The sequence below is a fragment of the Novosphingobium album (ex Hu et al. 2023) genome, from assembly GCF_022832385.1.
Lineage (GTDB): Bacteria > Pseudomonadota > Alphaproteobacteria > Sphingomonadales > Sphingomonadaceae > Novosphingobium > Novosphingobium album.
Window position 1 is genome coordinate 57,905 of the sequence record NZ_JALHLE010000035.1, and the last position, 21,224, is coordinate 79,128.

The 21,224-nt window shown below is 64.1% G+C and carries 18 protein-coding genes and 1 tRNA gene; 14 read left to right on the forward strand and 5 right to left on the reverse strand.

Annotated elements, in window-relative coordinates; all coding sequences use genetic code 11:
• The first annotated feature begins 88 nt into the window (after positions 1 to 88).
• Genes MTR64_RS18190 through MTR64_RS18200 form a run of 3 tightly spaced genes read left to right on the forward strand, consistent with a single transcriptional unit; the run spans position 89 to position 2,177 of the window.
• Positions 89 to 544 carry a nuclear transport factor 2 family protein gene (locus MTR64_RS18190; RefSeq protein WP_243995923.1) on the forward strand — a complete coding sequence of 152 codons (456 nt, stop codon included), beginning with the start codon at positions 89 to 91 and terminating at the stop codon, positions 542 to 544.
• The gene (locus MTR64_RS18195) at positions 541 to 1,485 is read left to right on the forward strand and encodes a hypothetical protein (RefSeq protein WP_243995924.1); all 945 of its coding nucleotides are present in this window, start codon (positions 541 to 543) and stop codon (positions 1,483 to 1,485) included. Before MTR64_RS18190 ends, MTR64_RS18195 begins: the two co-directional genes overlap by 4 nt.
• On the forward strand, positions 1,482 to 2,177 hold the full coding sequence (locus MTR64_RS18200; protein ID WP_243995925.1) for a chloramphenicol phosphotransferase CPT family protein: 696 nt from the start codon (positions 1,482 to 1,484) through the stop codon (positions 2,175 to 2,177). The genes MTR64_RS18195 and MTR64_RS18200 overlap by 4 nt, the downstream gene beginning before the upstream one ends.
• Here the strand turns inward: MTR64_RS18200 and MTR64_RS18205 are convergent.
• Positions 2,170 to 3,114 carry an MBL fold metallo-hydrolase gene (locus MTR64_RS18205; protein WP_243995926.1) on the reverse strand — a complete coding sequence of 315 codons (945 nt, stop codon included), beginning with the start codon at positions 3,112 to 3,114 and terminating at the stop codon, positions 2,170 to 2,172. The two genes, MTR64_RS18200 and MTR64_RS18205, sit on opposite strands and share 8 nt — an antisense overlap.
• A 56-nt stretch (positions 3,115 to 3,170) precedes the next feature.
• On the reverse strand, positions 3,171 to 3,818 hold the full coding sequence (locus MTR64_RS18210) for a TetR/AcrR family transcriptional regulator (RefSeq protein ID WP_243995927.1): 648 nt from the start codon (positions 3,816 to 3,818) through the stop codon (positions 3,171 to 3,173).
• 186 nt (positions 3,819 to 4,004) lie between these two features.
• Between MTR64_RS18210 and MTR64_RS18215 the strand changes: the two genes are divergently transcribed.
• Entirely contained in the window at positions 4,005 to 7,601 is a 3,597-nt protein-coding gene (locus MTR64_RS18215) for a hydantoinase B/oxoprolinase family protein (protein WP_243995928.1), read from the forward strand.
• Between the two features lie 12 nt (positions 7,602 to 7,613).
• On the opposite strand, the gene MTR64_RS18220 is transcribed toward MTR64_RS18215, so the two are convergent.
• Entirely contained in the window at positions 7,614 to 7,904 is a 291-nt protein-coding gene (locus tag MTR64_RS18220) for a GNAT family N-acetyltransferase (protein ID WP_243995929.1), read from the reverse strand.
• A gap of 61 nt (positions 7,905 to 7,965) precedes the next feature.
• Between MTR64_RS18220 and MTR64_RS18225 the strand changes: the two genes are divergently transcribed.
• Together MTR64_RS18225 and MTR64_RS18230 are read left to right on the forward strand one after the other, a co-directional pair.
• Positions 7,966 to 8,961 (forward strand): threonine aldolase family protein, encoded by a 996-nt coding sequence (locus MTR64_RS18225; protein ID WP_243995930.1) that lies wholly within the window; start codon positions 7,966 to 7,968, stop codon positions 8,959 to 8,961.
• Between the two features lie 10 nt (positions 8,962 to 8,971).
• Positions 8,972 to 9,886 (forward strand): DMT family transporter, encoded by a 915-nt coding sequence (locus tag MTR64_RS18230; protein ID WP_243995931.1) that lies wholly within the window; start codon positions 8,972 to 8,974, stop codon positions 9,884 to 9,886.
• On the opposite strand, the gene MTR64_RS18235 is transcribed toward MTR64_RS18230, so the two are convergent.
• On the reverse strand, positions 9,796 to 10,641 hold the full coding sequence (locus MTR64_RS18235) for an SDR family NAD(P)-dependent oxidoreductase (protein WP_243995932.1): 846 nt from the start codon (positions 10,639 to 10,641) through the stop codon (positions 9,796 to 9,798). The genes MTR64_RS18230 and MTR64_RS18235 overlap by 91 nt on opposite strands.
• An 87-nt stretch (positions 10,642 to 10,728) precedes the next feature.
• Here MTR64_RS18235 and pepN point away from each other — a divergent pair, with 87 nt between their 5' ends.
• The 6 genes from pepN (at position 10,729) to MTR64_RS18265 (ending at position 17,708) form a co-directional block, all read left to right on the forward strand.
• Entirely contained in the window at positions 10,729 to 13,383 is a 2,655-nt protein-coding gene (gene pepN / locus MTR64_RS18240; RefSeq protein WP_243995933.1) for an aminopeptidase N, read from the forward strand.
• The gene (gene pgeF / locus MTR64_RS18245; RefSeq protein ID WP_243995934.1) at positions 13,376 to 14,146 is read left to right on the forward strand and encodes a peptidoglycan editing factor PgeF; all 771 of its coding nucleotides are present in this window, start codon (positions 13,376 to 13,378) and stop codon (positions 14,144 to 14,146) included. The genes pepN and pgeF overlap by 8 nt, the downstream gene beginning before the upstream one ends.
• Before the next feature lie 241 nt (positions 14,147 to 14,387).
• Positions 14,388 to 14,921: a ubiquinol-cytochrome c reductase iron-sulfur subunit gene (gene petA, locus MTR64_RS18250; RefSeq protein WP_243995935.1), complete on the forward strand. Its 534-nt coding sequence runs from the start codon at positions 14,388 to 14,390 to the stop codon at positions 14,919 to 14,921.
• 23 nt (positions 14,922 to 14,944) lie between these two features.
• Complete coding sequence (locus MTR64_RS18255) at positions 14,945 to 16,228, forward strand: cytochrome b (protein WP_243995936.1); 1,284 nt, start codon at positions 14,945 to 14,947, stop codon at positions 16,226 to 16,228.
• Positions 16,229 to 16,256: 28 nt separating this feature from the next.
• On the forward strand, positions 16,257 to 17,093 hold the full coding sequence (locus MTR64_RS18260) for a cytochrome c1 (protein ID WP_243995937.1): 837 nt from the start codon (positions 16,257 to 16,259) through the stop codon (positions 17,091 to 17,093).
• A gap of 78 nt (positions 17,094 to 17,171) precedes the next feature.
• Positions 17,172 to 17,708: an adenine phosphoribosyltransferase gene (locus MTR64_RS18265; protein WP_243995938.1), complete on the forward strand. Its 537-nt coding sequence runs from the start codon at positions 17,172 to 17,174 to the stop codon at positions 17,706 to 17,708.
• Positions 17,709 to 17,732: 24 nt separating this feature from the next.
• On the opposite strand, the gene MTR64_RS18270 is transcribed toward MTR64_RS18265, so the two are convergent.
• Positions 17,733 to 19,085, reverse strand: a complete 1,353-nt coding sequence (locus MTR64_RS18270) for a malonyl-CoA decarboxylase domain-containing protein (protein ID WP_243995939.1) — start codon at positions 19,083 to 19,085, stop codon at positions 17,733 to 17,735.
• Between the two features lie 282 nt (positions 19,086 to 19,367).
• Between MTR64_RS18270 and MTR64_RS18275 the strand changes: the two genes are divergently transcribed.
• A tRNA-Gly gene (locus tag MTR64_RS18275) sits at positions 19,368 to 19,441 on the forward strand.
• Between the two features lie 74 nt (positions 19,442 to 19,515).
• Positions 19,516 to 21,033, forward strand: a complete 1,518-nt coding sequence (locus MTR64_RS18280; protein ID WP_327194291.1) for a site-specific integrase — start codon at positions 19,516 to 19,518, stop codon at positions 21,031 to 21,033.
• The last annotated feature ends 191 nt before the right edge of the window (positions 21,034 to 21,224 follow it).

Consider the following 21,224-nt stretch of genomic DNA (forward strand, 5'->3'; position numbering starts at 1 on the left):
GGCCTCCTATCGAAACCCTCGCGCGTGCTGCGCTTGAAATCGGACTGATGCCCTGCTTCCCTTCCCTAAACGATACTGGGGAGAGGGCATGGACAGGCTGGAACGCCTCGAGGCGATCGAGGAGATCCGTCATCTCAAGGCGCGCTATTTCCGTCTGATGGACACCAAGCAGTGGGATGCGCTCGCAGCCGTTTTCACGCACGATCTCGAGATTCGCACCCCGGACGGCCGCGTGTGGCTCAGCGGCGGTGCGGCCTATGCGCAGAGCCTCAGGACCTCGCTTGAACACGCCGTGTCGTGCCATCAGGGGCTGACCGGTGAGATCGAGGTGCAGGACGCGGAAAGCGCCTCAGGCATCTGGGCCATGCAGGACGTGATCGTCTGGGACACCGCCCATCCGCGCGAGGGGTGGAAGTCGATCCTCGGACGCGGCCACTACCATGAAACCTACCGTGTGGAGGACGGCGCATGGCGCATTGCCACGCTGACGCTCACGCGGCTTCGTCTCGATATCAAATGGCCGGAAGGAAAGGCTCCCCAATGACTGATCTGAGCTTTGCCGACCATTTCGGTGCCGGACGCGACGACAATCCTTACTGGAACGAAAGCGTCTGGTTCTCGCTCTCGATCCCCGAGCGGCACATCCACGGGATGATCCAGTACTACTTCCGTCCCAACATGGGCATGCTCAACGGCGGCCCGGTGCTGTGGGATCCGAGTGGCACGTATCAGTGGAACTGTCTGCACTACCAGTGGAGTCACCTGCAGGCGCTGCCGCCGGAGGTGCGTGGCAAGTTCGACATGACGGCGCGCAATTCGCTCTCGTGCCGGATGATCGAGCCGCTTGCGCATTACAAGATCGACTACGACAAGGATGGCCTCCTGCTCGACCTGACCTGGACCGCAATCGGCCCGATGCACGAGCTCAGGACCGGGAATGCCGGGCAGGCCGCCACCGCCAAGTTCCACATCGAGCAGCCCGGTCGCATGACCGGCAAGGCCGTGCGCCACGGTGAGACCTTCACGATAGACTGCTTCTCGATGCGCGATACTTCCTATGGCGCACGCGAATACGAATCGCTGGCCTGCGGCGGCTACTTCTGGGGCATCGCCGACGGCAGCGCCTTCCACGCCATCGCCATGGGCGAGGGACGCGAAGCTATCTCCATCGGTGGTTTCATCTGGAAGGACGGCGAGATGGCCAGCCTGATCTCCGGCCACCGCGAAGTGCTCGAATGGGGTGAGTTCGGCCCCGCCAAGGTCCTGTGGAAGGCAAAGGACCAGATGGGGCGCAGCATGGAGGCGACCGGCTGGATCGACCCCGGGCTCGTCTTCACCGGCTATACCGATCACACCGTGGTCTGGTCGCTCACCCGTTGGGACTGGGACGGGGTGGAGCACTGGGGCGACAACCAGGAGTTCTCGCCCGCCGAACGTTTCCGCCGCATCGCGCGCGGGGAAATTGCACTGGGGAGCGAGGCATGACGGGTCCGGGTCAGATCGTCGTCGTCAACGGCACCTCGGGCTCGGGCAAGTCGACCACCTGCGAGCTGTTCCAGAAGCGGCAGGACGATTACTGGCTGCTCTACGGCATCGACCACTTCACCGCCAACACCCTGCCTGCAAAGTTCGGCCATCATGGCCCGCGCGCGGCCGAGGGGATCGAGGCGGTCCCGATCGACTCCGCCGACCCCGATGGCCCGCTGCGCTGGCGCTTCGGCCCCAAGGGCACGGCGGCCTTCGCGGCGCTCCACGAGTGGATGGCGGCAACCTCGCGGCAGGGTCTCAACGTGGTGTTCGACCACCTCTTGATGAGTGATCCGCCGGTGCTGCAGGACCTCGTGCGCCGCACCGTGGGCCTGCCGGTGCTGCTGGTCACGCTGAAGCCGCCCTTCGAAGTGCTCGAACGCCGCGTTGCCGAGCGCCGCATGGACAAGAAGATCCCGGTCGACCTGCTGGGCGAGGACGCGGCGAGGAAGATCATCGACCGCCTCACCCGCCTGCGCCCGTGGTTCTATGAGGAAGTGTACCGTAACGAAGTCTCCGATCTCGTCATCGATACATCGGTGCATGGCCCGGAAGAGGTCTGCGAGATGATCGAGACGAGGCTGGCCGAAGGGCCGGGCACGGCGTTCGACATTCTGCGGGAAAGGTTTGGCACTGCTCCGGTCAGATAACCATCAGGTCGTGCCCGACGATGATCCGGCCCTTGAAATGCTTCGCAGCCTCCGAGTGCCAGACTGAATCAGGCGTCGTCGTCTGGCCGGGAATGAGGTGGGACAATACCAGCGTCTTGACGCCTGCCTGCTGAGCGATCTGGCCTGCCTGTTCAGGCGTCGTGTGCACTGACGTTGCCATCTTCACCATGGCTTCAGGCATGTTGTAGGGCGGGGCGGCAAAGCCGGGCAAATAGATCGCTTCGTGCACCAGCACGTCGGCGCCTTTCGCGAATTCTGCCAGCCCCTCGAACATGCGGGTATCGCCCGAAAACACGATGGACCGGTCCTGACTGTCGAACCGGTATGCGTAACTGGGGATCGGCGGATGCGGCACAGCCAGTGCGCTCACCTCGACCCGGTCATCCTGGAAGATCACCCCGTTCGCAGCGATCTGCGTCACGGCAAAGCGATCGCTCGGCGCGGGAATGCCCTGCATCATCATCTGGCGCGCCTTGAAGGTCTCGGTGAAGGTTTCCAGCGCGCCGGAACAGGTTGCGCGGATCCCTTCCGGGCCAAACACGCCGACAGGTGAGATGCCTTGCGACATGGCGATCTGTTCGGCAATGATGGGAAAGTCCGCAATGTGGTCGGCATGCATGTGGGTGACGAATATCCCTGCGACCTTCTCGAAGGGCAGGTGCGCTTCGACCATCCGGCCTGCCACGCCATAGCCCGCGTCGATCAGGTAAACCCGGCCATCGATCACGACGGCCTGCCCGATCATCTTGCGTTCGGGAATGAAATAGGGCGCGCCGGTGGTGCCGAGCAGCACCAGTTTCGTTCCCGCATCGCTTTTTGCCGGCGCAACGGCGCGGGCAGCCGCGGAACAGACCATGAGAGCGCCTCCTGCCGCGAGGATGGTTCTGCGATCGAATAGGCTTGTCGATCTGTTCATTGTGTATCCTCTCCCAAATGATCTCGCTGTTTCAGCGGAATGATCCGCGGTCCTGGTTATTGTACGAATGGCGCGGTGAAAGCGGCGGCAGCCATGCGGATCGCATCATTGAACAGGGCCCGTTCGGCCTCGGCGTCGAGGTCAAGGCGCCTGTCGATGGCCTCGATGGCTGAGGTCAGCATGGCCGTGCAGGCAAACAGGCGTTCTTCGTAGAAGCGCCCTGTCCCGGCCGGCATCTGTTCCCGCAGTTTCGCGCCCAGTTCCATGGTGGCGGGAATGGCGCTCTTGTTGGGGGCCCAGACGTCACGGAACTGCGAACGGCCCAGACTCCCGAGGAATGCTGCATAGCTGCGCTTTCCCTGGCTGTTGCGTTGCTCGAATATCGGCAGCGCCAGTACCCTCAGAATGGCCGTGACATCCGGCTCGCCTTTGACCTGGGCCTGAAGCCCGGCCCGGCGCGTATCGAACGCGGGCAACCGGGAATGCAGGATCGCGTCGAGGAGGCCTTCCTTGTCACCGAAGTGATAGGACACCACGGCGGTGTTTTTCGCTCCGGCGGCCGCACCGATCTCGCGGAGCGAAACGGCGTCAATGCCGCGTTCGGCGAAGAGGGTCTCGGCCGCCTCGATGATGGCCAGACGCGTTGTCTCGCGCCGGTGATCGGCTCGTTTCGGGCGGGACTGCAGTGGCTCGCTTGACTGCACTTTCAGCTGCTCCGCGGCGATTTGTGGCGGGAATGGCAGTGGGCTGCCGTTCCCTGTGCGTGTTCTCGATGCGCTGGTAAGGGCTGCACCAGTTTAAATCAATTGTTTTATTTTATATTGCCAATCCGCCATGAGCGAGCTTCGAGGCGCTAGGAATTCCGACGGTCCCTTGGCATGAGGACGACTATGACGGATCAGCGCTGGCAATTCTGGGTCGACCGCGGCGGCACTTTCACGGACGTGGTGGCCCGTGCGCCGGATGGACGGTTCGAGCGGCTCAAGCTGCTGAGCGAAGATCCTGGGCGTTACGAAGATGCAGCGGTCGAGGCCATGCGGCGCCTCACCGGCGTGTCGGAGGGCGATCTGCCCGCCGCCGAACTGCGGCTCGGCACCACGGTGGCCACCAATGCCCTGCTCGAAGGCAAGGGTGAGCCGGTGCTGCTGGCGATCACGCGCGGCTTCGGCGATGCCCTGCGTATCGGCACGCAGGAACGGCCAGACATCTTCGCGCGCCATATCGTGCTGCCCGAGCCGTTGCATGGCGATGTGCTGGAGATCGAGGAGCGGGTTGGTGCGGACGGCACGGTCCATGTTTCGCTGGACGAGGTTGCTGCGCGCAAGGGGCTGCAAGAGGCTCTCGTCCGGGGCCTGCGTGCCGTCGCTATCGTGCTGATGCATGGCTACCGCTACACCGCCCACGAGGCGCGGCTGGCGCAGATTGCGCACGAGGTCGGTTTTACGCAGGTCTCGGTCAGCCATGAAGTCGCGCCGCTGATCAAACTGATCGCACGCGGGGACACCACGGTGGTGGACGCGAACCTTTCGCCGGTCCTGCGCCGCTATGTCTCGGGCTTGGAGGTGGGGCTGGGGCCGTGTGTCGATGCGCTCTACATGCAGTCGAGCGGTGGGCTCACAACGGGCGAAGCGTTTCGCGGCAAGGACGCGATCCTCTCGGGCCCGGCGGGTGGGATCGTCGGCATGGCGGCGGTGGCGAAGGAGGCCGGCTTCGATCACGTGATCGGTTTCGACATGGGTGGCACTTCCACCGACGTGTCGCATTATGCCGGACAGTACGAGCGCGATAGCGAGACGCGCGTCGCCGGAACGCGCGTGCGCACGCCGATGATGCGTATCGAGACAGTGGCGGCGGGTGGTGGCTCGATCTGCCGTTTCGACGGCGCGCGTTTCCTCGTGGGGCCAGAAAGTGCGGGGGCTGTGCCCGGTCCTGCCTGCTACCGGCGCGGTGGGCCGCTGGCGGTAACCGACTGCAACCTGCTGCTCGGCAAGCTGCGCCCGGCGCATTTTCCGCATGTGTTCGGCCCGGCGGGCGACGAACCGCTCTCGCTGGACGCCGCGCAGGAGCGGATGGATGCAGTGGTCGCCGCAGTGCGCGAATGCACCGGGCGCGAGCTGTCGCGCGAAGAAGCGGCCGAAGGCTTCCTCGAAATCGCCGTCGCCAACATGGCCAATGCGATCAAGACCGTCTCGCTGCGCCGGGGCCATGACGTCACCCGTGCCGCGCTCGTCACGTTCGGCGGAGCGGGCGGGCAGCATGCCTGCAAGGTCGCCGATGCGCTGGGCGTGACGACGGTGTTGTGTCACCCGCTCGCCTCGGTGCTTTCGGCCTATGGCATGGGGCTGGCGGACAGGCGCTTGCTCCAGCAGCAGACGCTGGCGGCGCCGCTCGATGCGGAGGGTCTGGCAGCGATCGAAGATGCCGTGGCCGCTCTCGGCGTGACGGCGCGGGCTGGTCTTGCAGCGCAAGGACTGGCGGCCGCTGCGATCCGGATTGAAGCCACAGTGGCGATCCGCCCGAAAGGCAGCGACAATGCCGTCGAAGTGCGGGTCGGTTCACTGGAAGACATGCGCGCGGGCTTCCGGGGCGGCTGGCAACGCCGTTTCGGCTTCGGCGCGGGCGAGACCCTGATTGCCGAAACGCTGCGGGTCGAGGCCATTGCGGGTGGTCACACCGGTGGCGGGGCGACATTGGCGCTTCCGCAGGAATCCCGGCTACCTGCCGAACAGGTTGCGATCTGGACCGACGGCGCTTCGCACGAGGTGCCGCTCTATCTGCGCGAGGGACTGGCGGAAGGTTTTACCGCCGAGGGGCCGCTGCTGGTGGTCGATGATGTCTCCACCACCGTGGTCGAGCCGGGCTGGGCCGTGCGGGTCGATGCGATCGGCAATCTGGTGTTGACGCGCGAAGCTCCGCAGCAGGCGTCTGTCGATACCAGCACCGCCTGCGATCCGGTGCGGCTGGAGATCATGGGCGCGCTGTTCATGGCGATTGCCGAGGAAATGGGCGCCGCGCTGCAGTTCAGCGCCAGTTCGGTGAACATCCGCGAGCGGCTCGATTTCTCCTGCGCGGTGTTCGACCGGGCGGGCAACCTGATCGCCAATGCGCCGCATATGCCGGTGCATCTGGGCTCGATGGGCGAAAGCGTGCGCACCGTGCTGCGCCGCCGCGTCGATGACGGACGCGGGCTGCTGCCGGGCGACGTCTATGTGCTCAACGCGCCCTACGATGGCGGCACGCATTTGCCCGACGTCACGGTGGTCATGCCGGTCTTCGCCGGGGGCGACGATGCCGCGCCCGCATGGTTTGTTGCCGCGCGAGGGCACCATGCGGACATCGGCGGGATCAGCCCCGGCTCGATGCCGCCGGACAGCCACACGCTCGAAGAGGAAGGCGTGCTGCTGGACAACGTCCTGCTGGTCGATCGCGGCACTTTGCAGGAAGAGGTGATGCGCGCGCTGCTGGCTTCAGGCCCATATCCCTCGCGGGCCATCGACCAGAACCTCGCCGACTTGCGCGCCCAGCTCGCCGCCTGCGCGCGCGGGGCGTCCGAACTGCGGCGCCTCGCGGCGGAACAGGGGCGTAGCGTGGTCGATGCCTACATGGGCCATGCGCAGGACTATGCCGAGCAGGCCGTGCGTGCGCTGATCGGCCGCCTGTTCGACGGCACCTTCACGGTGCCGATGGACAACGGGGCGGTAATCCGGGTGTCCGTTTCGGTCGACCGTGAGGCTCGCGGGATCACGATCGATTTCGCAGGTACCAGCGCGCAGCTTCCCGACAACTTCAACGCTCCGTTGCCAGTGGTGCGCGCGGCCGTGCTCTATGTCGTGCGGACGCTGCTCGACGATGCCGTGCCGATGAACGAAGGGTGCCTGCGGCCGGTCACACTGCTCGTGCCCGAAGGGTCCATGCTACATCCCAAGGCGCCTGCCGCCGTTGTCGCGGGCAATGTCGAAACCAGTCAGGCGATCACCGACGCGCTTTTCGCTGCGCTGGGGGCAATGGCGGCCTCGCAGGGGACGATGAACAACTTCACCTTCGGCGATGCTACGCGCCAGTACTACGAGACGATTGCGGGCGGTTCGGGTGCAGGGCCGGACTTTGACGGCACCAGCGTGGTGCAGACGCACATGACCAACAGCCGCCTGACCGATCCCGAAGTGCTGGAGACCAATTTCCCGGTTCTGCTGGAAGAATTCTCGATCCGCCGGGGCTCGGGCGGCAAGGGCGCGCACAGGGGTGGCGACGGCGCGGTGCGGCGAGTGCGTTTCCTTGAGTCGATGCAGGCCGGAATCCTCGCCAACCGCCGCAAGTTCGCGCCGTTCGGGCTAAACGGGGGCGGTGATGGCGAACCGGGGTGCAACCGTATCGAGCGGGCCGAAGGCAGCGTGGAGAACCTCGACGCGACGGCTTCTGTCAGCCTGTCGGCAGGCGATGTCTTCGTGATCGAAACGCCCGGTGGCGGAGGTTACGGAGCCGGTTGAGAGCCCGAAACGTCAGGCCTCCACGTCTGCCCATTCGGGGTGCCTTTCGAAGGCGGCGACTACATAACTGCACACCGGCCCGATCTTGAAGCCATTCTCCCGTGCATCGGCGACCATGGCTTCCACAAGCCGTCCGGCGACGCCGCGGCCGCCGATGGCGGGTGGGACAAGTGTATGTTCGGCGTAGTGCACGCCGTCCCGTTCCGCCCAGGTCAGGTGGCCGATGACGTCGCTGTCGGCGACATGGGCCCTGTATTCGCCGGAGGGGCCGTTTTCGTGCTTGGTGATGGTCACACCGACCATAATTTCTCCTTGTGCATGGCAAGGCTTGACGGCGAACGCGCCGCCTCGCAGGCATATGGCCATGCAGTTTCTCTCCGACAATGCCGCTGCCGTCCATCCCGCCGTCTGGAAGGCGATGATGGCTGCTGATGCAGCCGACGCGCCCTATGACGGCGACGCGCTGAGCCGCGAGCTCGACGCGGCGTTCACCGCGCTGTTCGGGCGCGAGTGCGCGGCGCTGTGGGTGTCGACAGGAACGGCGGCGAACTGCCTCGCACTGGCGTCGATGGTGCAGCCGCACGGCGCGGTGATCTGCCACCGCGAGGCGCATATCGAGATGGACGAGGGCGGCGCGCCGGGTTTTTACCTGCATGGTGCCAAGCTGCTCCTGGCCGATGGCGAAAGCGCGAAGTTCACGCCGGAGGCGGTCGCAGCGGTCATCGATCCGATCCGCGACGGCGTGCATCAGGTCCAACCTCACGCGATCTCGATCACGCAGGCGAGCGAGTACGGCTGCGTCTACCGGCCGGAGGAAGTTGCCGCGATGGCCGATTTCGCGCAGGCGCACGGGCTGGGGCTGCACATGGACGGTGCCCGTTTTGCCAATGCCGTCGCGTTCCTCGGCTGCGAGCCCTCTGAAGCCTGCGCCGGGGTCGATGCCCTCAGCTTCGGCTTCGTGAAGAACGGCGGCATGGGAGCGGAGGCGATCGTGTTCTTCGATCCCGCGGCCGCGCAGATGATCCGTTTCCGCCGCAAGCGCGCCGGGCACCTGCAATCCAAGGGCCGGTTCATGGCCGCGCAGATCCTCGCCATGCTGGACAGCGGCCTGTGGCTCGACAATGCGCGCGCTGCCAATGCTGCCGCTGGCGGGATCGGCGCTGCGGCGGGCACCCGTCTGTTGCATCCAGTCGAGGCCAACGAAGTGTTTCTTTCCTGCACGGCCGACGAACGCGCGGCGCTGCGCGGGCAGGGTTTCGGCTTCTACGACTGGGGCGACGATGCCGCCCGGCTGGTGACGGCATGGGATTCGCAGGACGAGCACGTCTCCGCGCTGGCACGTGCGATTTCCGGCTTGTGAGGTTCCGGCCATGAGCGGGGATGCCGCACCCTCCTTCCTGCGCCCCGCGGTGTTCCTGCCGTTTGCGCTGGTGTCGCTGATCTGGGGATCGACCTGGTGGGTCATCACCGGGCAGATTGGCGACGTACCGGCCAGCTGGTCGGTCGCCTGGCGTTTCATGCTGGCGACACCAGCGATGTTTCTGGTTGCGCTGGCCATGGGCAAGAACCTGCGGCTGGGACGCGATGGCCAGTGGCTGGCGCTGTTCGTCGGCGTCACCCAGTTCTGCGGGAACTACAATTTCGTCTATCGCGCCGAACTGCATCTGACTTCGGGCATCGTCGCGGTCATGATTGCACTGCTTCTGGTGCCCAATGCGATACTGGCGCGGGTTTTGCTGAAGCAGCCAATCACGTCGCGTTTCGCCGTGGGGAGTTTGATCGCGATCGCGGGCATCCTGCTGCTGCTCGTCCACGAGGCGCGAGAGGCGCCGGTGCAGGGCAAAGTCGTGCTCGGCGTGGTGTTTGCGCTGATCGCGATGCTGTGTGCCTCGGTGTCGAATGTGATTCAGGCGAACGAGACGGGCCAGCGTCTGCCGATGGTCAGCCTGCTCGCCTGGGCCATGCTCTATGGAACGGTGTGTGACGTCGTGCTGGCGTGGATCACCGCCGGACCGCCGGTGGTGCCGGTCAGTTCCGGCTACTGGCTGGGGACGGGTTATCTGGCCCTGTTCGGATCGGTCGTGACTTTCCCGCTCTACTATACGCTGATCCGACAACTTGGCGCGGGCAAGGCGGCTTACAACGGTGTGGTGGTGGTGGTGATCGCGATGCTGCTGTCGACCATGCTGGAAGGCTATCGCTGGACGCCAGTCGCGGTGGCCGGGGCAGTACTGGCGATGGCGGGGCTCATCGTCGCCCTGAGCGCGCGCAAGCCCGCGGCGTAGTCCGCATAACGCGGGCGCCAGCCCAGAACCCTCTTGGCCTTGCCGTTCGCCACGCGCCGGTTCTCGGCATAGAAAGCGCGCGCCATGGGCGAGAGCCCGGCCTCGTCCAGCGCCAGCAGCGGGGGTGGAGTCAGGTCGAGAAGCCGGCAGGCTTCCTCGACGACCGTGTTCTGGCTGCAGGGCAGATCGTCGGCGAGATTGTAGGCGCCTGGCGGGGCCAAGAGGCCGGCGATCACACCGGCAGAAATGTCATCCACATGCACGCGGCTGAAGACCTGCCCCGGCAGATCGATCCGGTGCGCGCGGCCTTCCTGTACCCGTTCCAGCATCGAACGGCCCGGGCCGTAAATGCCGGGCAGGCGATAGACCCGGGCGCCGAGCGCCAGCCATGCCGCGTCCGCTTCGCTGCGCGATGTGCGGCGTCCGGTTCCGGTGGGGGCTGATTCGTCGACCCATGCGCCGCCGGTGTCGCCATAGACGCCGGTGGACGAGAGATAGGAAAGCGCCTTGCCCTTGAGGGCATCACTATACCGTTCGAGCACCGGCTCCGGCGGTTCGCCGCGCGCCTCACGGCCGGGCGGGACCGAGGACAGCACGTGGTCCGAATCCGCCAGCGCCATGCGGACGGTGCCTTCGTCGTCGAAGGACAGTGTGCCTTCGCTGCCGGTGGAGATCACTTCCCAGCCCCGCGCTTCGAGATCGCGGGCAATGATGCGGGCGGTGTAGCCGAGGCCGAAGATGAACATGCGGGGCATGCGGTTCGTCTAGCAGCGGACGCGGCCCATGCAAAATTCGCACGTGCACCGCTGGCAATCGCCCGGCGAAGGGCTAATTAGGCACTTATGGATATCGCCAGCAGACCCGCCGAGCCCGCAGAGAACACCCAGGTGGCAGATGCCGCGCCGCCACCGACTGCGCCGCCCGTCATCCGGCGTGAGGATTATCAGCCGCCGGCATGGCTGGTGCCTGAAACGGGTCTTGAATTTACACTCGGTATCGATGCGACGCTGGTGGCCTCGAAGCTCAGGGTCGTGCGCAATCCGGATGGCAGCGGTGATGCCGTACTGCGCCTCAATGGAGACCAGATCGTGCCTCTGGCCGTGCGCGTCGATGGTGCCGCGGTCAACGACTGGCGGCTCGATGGTCCGGACCTGCTGATCGACTTGCCCGGTGCGGAACATCTGGTCGAGGTGGAAACGCAGGTGAATCCGGCGGCGAACAGCCAGCTCATGGGGCTCTACGCCTCGAACGGGATGCTGTGCACGCAGTGCGAGGCCGAAGGCTTCCGCCGCATCACCTTCTTCCCCGACCGGCCCGACGTGCTGTCCACCTATTCGGTGCGGATGACGGGCGACAAGGGCACGTTCCCCATCCTGCTTTCCAACGGCAACTGCACCGCGCAGGGCGAGAATGCCGACGGCACCCACTGGGCCGAATGGCACGATCCCTGGCCCAAGCCGAGCTATCTCTTCGCGCTCGTTGCAGGCGAACTGGTGGCCAACCATGACACCTTCACCACGACGTCGGGCCGCAAGGTCGATTGCAACATCTGGGTCCGCCCGGGTGACGAGGACCGCACGCAGCATGCGATGGATTCGCTGATCGCCTCGATGAAGTGGGACGAGGAAGCCTTCGGCCGCGAATACGACCTCGACCTGTTCAACATTGTCGCCGTCTCCGACTTCAACATGGGGGCGATGGAGAACAAGGGCTTAAACGTCTTCAACACCCGCTATGTGCTGGCCGATCCCGAAACCGCGACCGACGCCGATTACGACGCGGTCGAGGGCGTGATCGGCCACGAATACTTCCACAACTGGTCCGGCAACCGCATCACCTGCCGCGACTGGTTCCAGCTCAGCCTCAAGGAAGGCTTCACAGTGCTGCGCGACCAGCTTTTCAGCGCCGACATGGGCAGCGAGGCGGTCAAGCGCATCGAGGACGTGCGCGTGCTCCGCTCGGCGCAGTTCCCCGAGGACTCCGGGCCGCTGGCACATCCGATCCGTCCCGATTCCTATCAGGAAATCAGCAACTTCTATACCGCGACGGTTTACAACAAGGGCGCCGAGGTGATCCGCATGATGCGCACCATGGCGGGGCCGCAGCAGTTCCGGAAAGGCACCGACCTCTATTTCGACCGCCACGACGGCGAGGCGGCGACATGCGAGGATTTCGTGCGGTCGATGGAGCAAGGCTCGGGTCTGGACCTCGCGCAGTTCCGCCTGTGGTATTCGCAGGCAGGTACGCCGCAGGTCGCGGTCACGCTGAAGCATGAGGGCACGACGGCAACGCTGCACCTGTCGCAAACCGTGCCGCCGACCCCCGGCCAGCCCGAAAAGCAGCCGGTGCCGATCCCGCTGCGCATCGGTCTGTTCGACCGCGAGAGCAAGGAACATACCGGCGAACAGCTTATCGTCCTCACCAAGGCCAGCGACACCTTCGTGTTCGAGGATTTCGCCAAGCTGCCGGTGCTGTCGATCAACCGCGGGTTCTCGGCGCCGGTCTCGATCGAGTTCGATCGTCCCAACGAGGATCTGGTGTTCCTCGCCGCGCATGATGACGATCCCTTCGCCCGCTATGAGGCCATGCAGAGCCTTGTCGTCCAGCATCTTGTTGCTGCCGTGAGCGGTGGGCTCAACGATGCCGCGCGGACAGCGGGCCGCGCCGCGATCGGGCAGGCCTTCGCGGCGATCGTGACCGATCCGGCGCTCGATGACCTGATGCGTGGAGAGCTGATGATCCTGCCGGCCGAAAGCTATCTCGCCGAACAGATGCTGATTGCCGATCCGGGCGCCATTCATGCCGAGCGCGAGGCGCTCAAGGCCTGGCTGGGCTGTGAATATGCCGAAGCGCTCGGCGCGCTGCACGACCGTGCGGTGGGTGTGCCCTACAGCCGCGACGCCGCAGCGCGCGGCGCGCGCAAGATCAAGAGTCAGGCGCTGGGCTATATTGCTGCAGGCAACAAGGCGGAGGGTGCCCGGCGCGCCATTGCGCAGTACCGCTCGGCCGACAACATGACTGACCGGCAGGGCGCGCTGCTGATCCTGTCCAGCCTCGATGTCCCCGAACGGGAAGAGGCGCTTGCTGACTTCCACGCTCGTTACGAAGCCAATGCCCTTGTCATCGACAAGTGGTTCTCGCTGCAGGCGGGATCGTTCCACCCGGACGTACTGACGCATATTCGGGAACTGGCCGGACATCCCGACTTCACGATGACCAACCCGAACCGGGTGCGCGCACTCTACATGGCAGCGGCGGTCAATCCCAAGGCGTTCCATGACGAGAGCGGCGAGGGCTACCGGCTGATCGGCGATCTGATCCGCCGTCTCGATCCGATCAATCCGCAGACGGCGGCACGCTTCGTGCCTTCATTGGGTCGTTGGCGGCGAATCGAGCCGGTCCGTGCGGCAATGATGCGCGAGGAACTGCAGAAGACAGCCGCGGAGCCCGATCTCTCGCGCGATGTCCGCGAGCAGGTGACCAAGAGCCTTGGCTGATGCCGTGGAAGTGATCCGTGCGGGGCTGCTCAAGGGCGTGCCGCACGGATTCCTGGGCCGCAAGGGCGGGGTCAGCACCGGCGATGTCGCCGGTTTGAACGTCGGGCTCGGCTCGGGGGATGATCCGGCGGCGATCGCCGAGAACCGGCGCCGCGCCACCGAGGCCGTGCTGCCCGGTGCGAGGCTTGCGACAGTCTATCAGGTTCATTCGCCCGATTGCGTCGTGGCTCCGGCAGAGCCCTGGCCGGATGCGGATCGCCCACACGCGGATGCGCTCGTGACCGACCGGCCCGGCGTGCTCCTGGGCATTCTCACTGCTGATTGTGCCCCGGTGCTGCTCGCGGATCTCGAGGCGGGCGTTGTCGCAGCGGCCCATGCGGGCTGGAAAGGCGCGGTCGGCGGGGTGACCGACCGTACCGTGGAGGCGATGGAGTCGCTCGGTGCACGCCGCGAGCGGATCGTGGCTGCAGTGGGTCCTTGCATCGCGCGGCGCAGCTATGAAGTCGATGAGGCATTCCACGACCGGTTCCTGACGGACGACGAGGGTAACGCCGTGTTCTTTGCCGCGGGCCGTCCGGGGCATCATCAGTTCGACCTTGAAGCCTATGTCACGGCGCGCCTTGCACGGGCTGGACTGGGGCGCGTCGAGGCCCTGGGACTCGATACCTACTCCGCGCCGGACCGTTTCTACTCGTTCCGTCGCGCCACCCACAGGGGCGAACCGGCGTATGGACGCCAAATCTCCTTGATTGGATTGCCCTAAGTCAAAACGACGATGCGTTTGGCCTTCTAAACGTGCCGCCGCTGCCGCCTCCCGGCCCGGTGGCCAAAAAGGCGGTTGGCACGGCTGTGTTTCGTGTATATCAGGCCCGCGAAGTCGGTCGTGGGAGAGGGGCATTCCCGCATCTTACGCCGAATTCGGGGGATCAGGGGCGTTCTTGGCCGGTTCGGTATGCTGTCGGTCCCCCGGCAGTGGGTGTTCGTAAGCAAGGCAAGGGCTTAGCATGGCAGAAGAAGATGGCGTGCGTCGGCGCGATTTCATCAATATCGCCGCAGTAAGCGCGGCGGGCGTCGCTGGCGTGGGTGTCGTTATCCCCCTGGTAAGCCAGATGTCGGCATCGGCCGACGTTCTCGCGGCTTCCTCAACGGAAGTCGATATTTCCGCGATCCAGCCGGGACAGGCGATCAAGGCGGTGTTCCGCAAGCAGCCCGTCTTCGTGCGCAATCTGACGGTCAAGGAAATCGAAGAGGCCAACAAGGTCGACATTTCCAGCCTGCGCGATCCGCAGACGCTCGCCGAGCGTACCAAGGAAGGCAAGGAAAATTGGCTGATCACCATGGGCGTCTGCACCCACCTGGGCTGCGTTCCGCTCGGTGCCGGCGAAGGCGAGAACCGCGGCGAGTTCGGCGGTTACTTCTGCCCGTGCCACGGTTCGGCCTACGACACTGCCGCCCGTATCCGTAAGGGTCCCGCGCCCAAGAACCTCGAGGTTCCGGCATACGAGTTCACCACCGACACCGTCGTCAAGATCGGTTAAGGGCAAGCGAGAGGGCAACGACAATGAGCTTTCCCTGGGCCAACGAATATACGCCGAGCCACCCCTTCATGAAGTGGATGGACGAGAAGCTGCCTCTGCCGCGCCTCGTCTACAACTCGGTCGGTTCCGGCTATCCGGTTCCCCGCAACCTCAACTATTTCTGGAACTTCGGTTTCCTGGCGCTGATCTGTCTGGTGATCCAGATCGTGACCGGCATCGTCATGGCCATGCACTACGCGGCCAACACGGCGGTTGCCTTCGACACCATCGAGATGACCGTTCGCGACGTGAACTGGGGCTGGCTGTTCCGATATGGCCACGCGAATGGCGCTTCGGCGTTCTTCGTGGTGATCTACATCCACATTTTCCGCGGCTTCTACTACGGTTCCTACAAGGCACCGCGCGAAATGGTGTGGCTGCTGGGCGTCGTGATCTTCCTCCTCATGATGGCCACCGCCTTCATGGGCTACGTGCTTCCCTGGGGCCAGATGAGCTTCTGGGGCGCCAAGGTCATCACCGGCCTGTTCGGTGCCATCCCGTTCGTGGGTGAACCGCTGCAGCAGTGGCTGCTCGGCGGCTTCGCGCCGGACAATGCCGCGCTCAACCGCTTCTTCTCGCTGCACTACCTGCTGCCTTTCGTGATCGTGGGTGTCGTCATCCTGCACATCTGGGCGCTGCACATCCCGGGTTCGTCGAACCCGACCGGCGTGGAAGTGAAGAGCGAGAGCGACACGGTTCCGTTCTACCCCTACTACATCGCCAAGGATGGCTGGGCCGTGGGTGCCTTCGCGATCCTGTTCGCGGCTGCCGTGTTCTTCTTCCCGAACGCGCTAGGCCACCCGGACAACTACATTCCGGCCAACCCGATGAGCACGCCGGCGCACATCGTCCCCGAATGGTACTTCTGGCCGTTCTACGCGATCCTGCGCGCCTTCACCCAGGACTTCTTCTTCATTCCGGCGAAGCTGATGGGCGTCCTCGCCATGTTCGGCGCGATCCTGGTGTGGTTCTTCCTGCCGTGGCTCGACAAGTCGCCGGTCCGTTCGGGTTCCTACCGTCCGACCTACAAGAAGTTCTTCTGGTTCGGCCTGATCCCGGCCATGGCGGTTCTGTTCTACTGCGGCGGTGCCGCGGCGACCGAGCCCTACGTGATGATCAGCCAGCTGGCCGCGCTGTACTACTTCGCGCACTTCCTGATCATCCTCCCGGTCGTTTCCGCGATCGAGAAGCCGCTGCCGCTGCCCTACTCCATCACCGAGGCTGTCCTCGGGAAGGACGAAGGCGCCGAACTGGCTCCGGCCGCCTGATCAACAGCTAGAACGAAAGACGAAAGACATGGCACGCATTCTCTCGATCCTCGTCGGGCTGTTCTTCACGGTAGCCCTGGCCTGGTCCTTCGGTAAGGGCGCCTACACGCAGATCACGGAACCGCCCGCGGCAACCGCCGAGCACGAATTCCACCTGCATCCCAAGGAAGTGCACTTCGCCAGCGACGGCGCGTTCGGCAAGTTCGACCGCCAGCAGCTGCAGCGCGGCTTCCAGGTCTACAAGGAAGTCTGCTCGGCCTGCCACTCGCTCAGCCACGTCGCATTCCGCGATCTGGCGCAGCTCGGCTACAGCGAAGCAGAAGTGAAGGCGATCGCGGCGGGCTTCACCGTTCCGGGTACCGATCCGAACACCGGTGAAGCGAATACCCGTCCGGGCACGCCGACCGACTACTTCCCCAAGCCGTTCGCGAACGACATCGCTGCGCGCGCCGCCAACAACAATGCGGTGCCGCCGGATCTCTCGCTGATGGCCAAGGCGCGTCATGACGGCCCGGCCTACATCTACTCGCTGTTGACCGGGTTCACGGAACAGCCGGCCGAACTTCTGAAGGAGTTCCCCGAAGCGAAGACCCCGTCGGGCCTGCACTACAACCCGTACTTCGCCAACCTCAACCTCGCCATGGCGCCGCCGCTGGCAGCGGATGGTCAGGTGACGTACGGCGACGGCACCAAGTCCACTGTCGACCAGATGGCCAAGGACGTCTCGGCGTTCCTCATCTGGACCGCCGAACCCAAGCTGGAAAAGCGCAAGCAGACCGGCTGGACCGTGCTGGGCTTCCTGCTCTTCGCCACAATCCTGGGCTACATGTCCTACCGGAACATCTGGGCCGGCACGAAGCACTGAGACCGGGTCTCACGACCTGACGAGGCGCCCCTCCATCGTGCGATGGCAGGGGCGCTTCTCATTTGAGGAAAGACGCTTATGACTCCCGGCGAGCTGAAGGCACTCGTCCGAACCATTCCGGACTTTCCCAAGCCGGGCATTCTCTTCCGCGATATCACTACCCTGATCGGTCATGGTCAGGGCTTTGCGGCCGCCGTCGGCCTGATGGCGGACAAGGCACGCGAGGCCGGGGCCGAAGCGATCGCGGGGATCGAAGCGCGGGGGTTCATCTTCGGGGCCGCCGTGGCCGCCCGGCTCGGCTTGCCGTTCGTACCGGTTCGCAAGCCCGGCAAGCTGCCTGTGCCGGTCCTTGCGATGGACTATGCCCTCGAATACGGCACCGACACTCTGGAAGTGGATCCGGGCGCGATCCATGATGACAAGGCCGTGGTGCTGATCGACGACCTCATCGCCACCGGCGGCACCGCGCTGGCGGCTGTGCAGTTATTGCGCAGCGCGGGTGGAACGGTAACCCGGGCGCTGTTCGCGATCGACTTGCCAGATCTGGGCGGAGCAGAACGCCTGCGCACGGCAGGTGTTCCTGCTGATGCCCTGATGGCGTTCGAGGGGCACTAGAGCCCGCCGAACGCCTGTTTGGTGTCAGGCCGCGACCGCGTCCTGTGCCTTCCCGGCTTTCTTCTTGCTGCTGCCGTCGCTGTCATCGACCAGCGCCTGCACGGCCTTCGAGGTGGCCACTGCACCCATTTCGGTCAGCGCAAAGAAGTTCGCCTCGATATCGGCGAGGTCGTAGAGGTAATTGACCATCACCCCGTGCGACTGCTTCTGCCCGTTGGGTGAAAGGTCAGCGTTGGCATGGACGGCCTCGAGCCTTGCGCCATTGCCCAGGTGGAAGCGCGCAACCGGGTCGGCAGGCTGATTGCCACGCCCCTTTGCGGTGACCAGATACCGTGCGGCAAGCTGGCGCAGGTCCTTTGCACCCGGTATCCTGGCATCGGCGCCCCGCTCCCGGGCCAGCCATTTCGCGAATCCGGGAACCGGTGAAAGCGTGGCGAACGTCTTCAGGTGTGGCAGCTCTTCCTTGAGCAGGCCCACCACGCGCTTGATCAGGTGGTTGCCGAAGGGGATGCCCTTTAGCCCGACCTGACAGTTACTGATCGAATAGAAGATGGCGCAGCTGGCCTCTCGCGGATCGATCGGTTCGCGCTCCTCGGCGATCACCTGATGGATCGCGCCGGGGAGTTGCTGTGTCAGCGCCACTTCGACAAAGATTAGCGGATCGTCTCGCATCTGCGGATGGAAGAAGCCATAGCAGCGCCGGTCGACCGGTTCGACGCGGCGGCGAAGGTCGTCCCAGCCTTGGATCTCGTGCACCGCTTCGTAGCGGATGATGCGCTCCAGCAGAACAGCGGGCGAATCCCACCCGATCCGGCGCAACTCCAGGAAACCGGCATTGAACCATGCCGTGAAGGCGCTTTCCAGCTCACGGTCCAGAGCAGCGAGCCCGGCGGGCGCCGCGGCTCTGGGGACGGCCAGAAGATCCTCGCGCATCCCGATCAGGCGCTGTGTCCCCTGCGGTGCGAGATTGAGCTGGTTGATCAGGCGCGCGCTCGGCGATTCGGTGGCGGCGTTCAACGCCAGCGCGGTGGCCTCGTCCCGCTTCTCGTTCCATTTGGCGATGGCCTTGTCGATCGCCTTGGCATCAGCCGGATGCAAGTCGTGAACCTTGCCCAGGAAGTCCTGCCGGGCCGTCAGATCGGATGCTTCATAGAGATCGAAGAACGCAGACGCCAGCGCCGGACCTGAGGCGCGCCCGCGCAGTGACAGCAGCGCATCGGCCAGGTCGAGCAGGCTTTCGCCGCTGTCCTGCCTGGGCGCCACGCCGATCCCGCGCAACAGCTTGCCCAGCCCCGAGTTCATCAGCAGGTCCAACGGATTGCGACGCCGGGAAGGGACGGAATTTTCGGCCGGGGTGCGGGTCCGTGATGCATTCATGGTGCCTTGGCTCCTCATCTGCTGACGTCGCGATGCTATCATTGCTGCACTTGCGAGAAAATACGGTGACGCTGCCCAGATATGACCTTGAATGCGTTGCTGCCCCTTTAAGATGGCAATTCGTGCCAAAAGTCGTCGGGGCGATCCCCGTCGACGCGCGCAAGCCGCATGGGCGCGGCCAAATGGGGGCAAACGAAAGAGAGCCGTTGACGAGCAGGTAGGAGTCGTGGCAATCGCCGCGCCCTGACATGGCTCAAAGGCCAAAGTCCATGGTCGGAACGGGCGGGTATAGCTTAGTGGTAAAGCCCTAGCCTTCCAAGCTAGTTATGCGGGTTCGATTCCCGCTACCCGCTCCAGCCGTCCTCAACACCCTGAAAACACGCAGAAATCCGCCATCGGCGGTGCAGATTCACGCGTTCGCAACACGCAGGTGTTACACAATCACGTCCAAGAACAGGACCTAACGCCTTTATATCGTTCGAGAAATCGTCTCGGCGACTGTTACACACGGACGTCACACAAACGATCCGTTCGAGGGTTGTGCCTGCGAGGATCAATTTACCGATTTCGGATTCGTGTCCCGTTCGATCTGCGAGAGGCAATGGGTTGCTTGGAAGTCAGCAGATCGTTGCGGACAGACAGTTTCTCACTCGCTGTTCGTCACGCTCGGAGGGTTGCCGCTGAGTTCGAATCGATGTTTGAAGCGAAGCGTCGAGAAATTGGCTCGGGTTTCAATGCAGACCTGCTTGCGGAGAACTCCGTTGGGACGACAGTCTCCAAAACGATGCATAAACGATCCAATCCTTCATCCATTTCTAACGTCCGGGCTATTCCGGGTGTTCGAGAGCCCGAGGTAAATGCCGGGCCGACCCTTGCTGAAATCTACGACCGATATCTGAAAGACCCAACAAAACGGCGCTCCGACAGAACGATTCTCGCCCACCACACCACGCGGCGCGTGGTGGAGGATTTCTTTGGGGCATCGACGCCAATTTCCGATCTCAACCGCGAGGGCTGCCGGAAGTTGCTCGAAACGCTGCGCTGGCTTCCGGTCAATTACAGCAAGAAATGCGGACAACTTTCCGTGCGGGAGGCGGCTGGGCTGGCAAGGCAGGACGCTGGGATTCGGACGATCAACGCTACGAACTTGAACGCCTACATGGCCCGTTTCGCCACGATGCTGAATTGGGCAGTCTCCGAGGAATACGTCACAAGGAACCCGGCCCGTGGCCTTCAGTGGGCGGAAACCGTTCACCCGCAAGATCGCCGCAAGCCGTTTGAGCTTTGGCAGTTACAGCGGATTTTCTCTGCTCCGATCTACACGGGGTGCCGCGATGAGCAGAATGGCTACGCTATCCCCGGCTCTGTGATCGCCAGTGGCGCACGATATTGGGTGCCGCTAATCGGCCTATTTTCGGGTATGCGCCTCAATGAGGTATGCCAACTCGATGTCACCGATGTCAGGCTGATTGAAGGAGTGCCGTGCTTCGTAATCACTGAGGAAAGCCTAAGCGGGGCGCGGGATAAATCGCTCAAGACGAAGACAAGCGCCCGCATTGTGCCCATCCATCCAAGGCTCCTAGACCTCGGGATCATGGCATTTGTTGAAGGCAAACGCCGCAGCGGGTCCCTCAAGCTCTTTGATGACTTGCCGCCGGGGGCCAAGGGCTTTCGGTCGGTTGCATTTTCGCGTTGGTTCTCGCGATTTCTGGTTAGTGTCGGAGCCGACGCGCCACGGACATGCTATCATTCCTTCCGGCATGGCTTTCGAGACGCGGGCCGAAATGCGCTTATCGACCGTGATATTACACTGACGTTGGGCGGGTGGATCACTGGCGGCAGTCAGAGTGAGGCCGCCGACGCTTACGGATCGGGGTATCGTCCCCAAATTCTTCTTGAAGCGATTTCAGCTATCAAATTCTCGGGTCTCGATCTTTCTCACCTTTGATCCAGATGTCGCATAACCATACCATAAAATCTTAGGCTGCGATTATGGCTTACTGGGGCGTTTGGACCTCTCTTTGTTTCGCTTGTCGGCGACATAGCTCTGGCCGCCCTCCACTTTGACAATCTCGAAGAGGCCTGTGGCGTCAAACTGAAGCGCCCCGGGTTTTCCGGAGGCTATCCGGTTTGACTCAG